Genomic DNA, 1,658 nt, shown 5'->3' on the forward strand with positions numbered 1-1,658 from the left:
GACGGGACCTTTGCCGGCACCGCGCTGGTCGCCATCGACCTCGATTACTTCAAGCAGCTGCTTGAGAAGCTCGATATCGGGCCGCACGGCGTCACGGCCATTGTCCGCACCGACGGAACACTGGTGGCAAGAAGTCCGCCGCATGGCGCAGTCCGCACGGTCAATTTCAGCAAATCGCTGACGTTCCCGCGCATGGTGAACCAGGAGTCCGGCTTCTATGTGGCGCCATCTGCGAGCGATGGCGTGCTGCGCCTCTATACGTTCCAACGCGTGCCCGGCACACCCTTCATCGCTGTGGTCGCCCCGGCCATGACCGATGCGCTTGAAGCGTGGCGGCGGCTGTCATGGATCGTGGGACTGTCGTCGCTGTCGGTGAGCTTGGCCTTTTGCGCCGGCGTCTGGCTCCTGGCATTTGCGCTGCGTGGGCGCGTCATGGCCGAAACCCACCTGCGGGAGCTTACGCAAACCGATCCGCTCACCGGGCTGAAGAACCGGCGCGCCCTGGATGTCGCGCTGGAAAATGAGTGGGATCGCCTGCAACGGAACGACAGTCGCCTATCCGTGCTCTTCGTCGATGCCGATCATTTCAAACGCTATAACGACGAGCACGGCCATGCTCAGGGCGACATCGCGCTGCAGTATCTCGCCCACTGCATTTCCAAGCATGCGCGACGACGCGGCGATCTCGCGGCTCGATACGGCGGAGAGGAATTCGTGGTGCTGTTGCCCGATACAGGCGAGACCGGCGCAACACGCATCGCCGAAGCCATCCGTGCCGAAGTGGAAGGAACCCGCGCCGGCCCCGGCGACACAGCCTTGGCCCCTTTCACGGTGAGCATCGGTTGCGCGACCGCACGGCGCGCGAGCTTCGCGTCGCTCACCGCATTGACCAAGGCTGCGGACGATGCGCTCTACGAAGCCAAGCGCAAGGGCCGCAACCGCGTTGACTACGCGACGGCTATCTAGCCTCGCATGAGCGCCGCCCGCCCGGTTATTGCAGGGTGGCTCCGCCCCCGCCGAGGTACAGACCGAGCAGGCGCGCAAACTGGCCGCCGTCGGTGTTGATCGTCGTCTGGTACGTACCGCCCGAGCCGAAGACGATGGCGAAGGTATGGCCGTCGCCGTATTCCTGTGTGTTGCGCAGCATGTAATCGACGCGGTTATCCCGGTAGTGCTGGTTGTGCCACCCGCCGTGCTGGACGGCACGCCCAGCGGCGTCTGCCACCACAGAATGGGCAGCCCATTCCCCAACGCAGTCCGATAGTCCAGGTAACTGCTTTGCGACTGATGGAAATTCGGCGTGGCGATGTTGCTCTCGTCCCAGTAGAAAATGCCGCTGCGGCCTGTGCACTCCGACACGGCGGCAGCTTCCAGGCAGCCGGCGTCGCGGTCGCTGGTCTGGGCGACGATGAAGTCGGCCTGGTGCGCAGCCGCAGCGCGCATTTCCCCCGCAACCGCGGTCGGCGATCCCGACCAGAACGCGGGCGGGAATCCGATCAGCGCCTTGGGCGCGATCTGGCGGGCCATCTGCACCAGGCACTGCCCGATGCCGGCGGCGGTGTTGGGCAGGCTGCTGCATTCCGGCTGGCTGTTCACCACCGCGGCCATCTGCGTGGGATCATGGCTCGGGGCCTGCGCCCACACGTAGCCCCAGAAAT

The 1,658-nt window shown here is 65.3% G+C and carries 3 protein-coding genes; 2 read left to right on the forward strand and 1 reads right to left on the reverse strand.

What is annotated here, in order from left to right:
* The coding region (locus FUT88_RS25860) for a diguanylate cyclase (protein WP_147219373.1) at positions 1 to 966 on the forward strand (966 nt) is incomplete at its 5' end.
* A 25-nt stretch (positions 967 to 991) separates the two neighbouring features.
* Here FUT88_RS25860 and FUT88_RS27045 read toward each other — a convergent pair.
* Positions 992 to 1,225: a hypothetical protein gene (locus FUT88_RS27045; protein ID WP_261797308.1), complete on the reverse strand. Its 234-nt coding sequence runs from the start codon at positions 1,223 to 1,225 to the stop codon at positions 992 to 994.
* Between the two features lie 183 nt (positions 1,226 to 1,408).
* On the opposite strand from FUT88_RS27045, the gene FUT88_RS27050 reads away from it, so the two are divergent.
* A complete protein-coding gene (locus FUT88_RS27050) occupies positions 1,409 to 1,648 on the forward strand; it encodes a hypothetical protein (RefSeq protein WP_261797309.1) in 240 nt (79 codons plus the stop codon).
* Positions 1,649 to 1,658: the final 10 nt, after the last annotated feature.

It is taken from the genome of Ralstonia sp. TCR112 (assembly GCF_007997035.1).
Classification (GTDB): Bacteria; Pseudomonadota; Gammaproteobacteria; order Burkholderiales; family Burkholderiaceae; genus Ralstonia; species Ralstonia edaphi.

What these genes read in the sequence shown, in the direction of transcription:
- FUT88_RS27050 (WP_261797309.1), top strand. Translation starts at nt 1,409, where the DNA reads ATGAAGTCGGCCTGGTGCGCAGCCGCAGCGCGCATTTCCCCCGCAACC.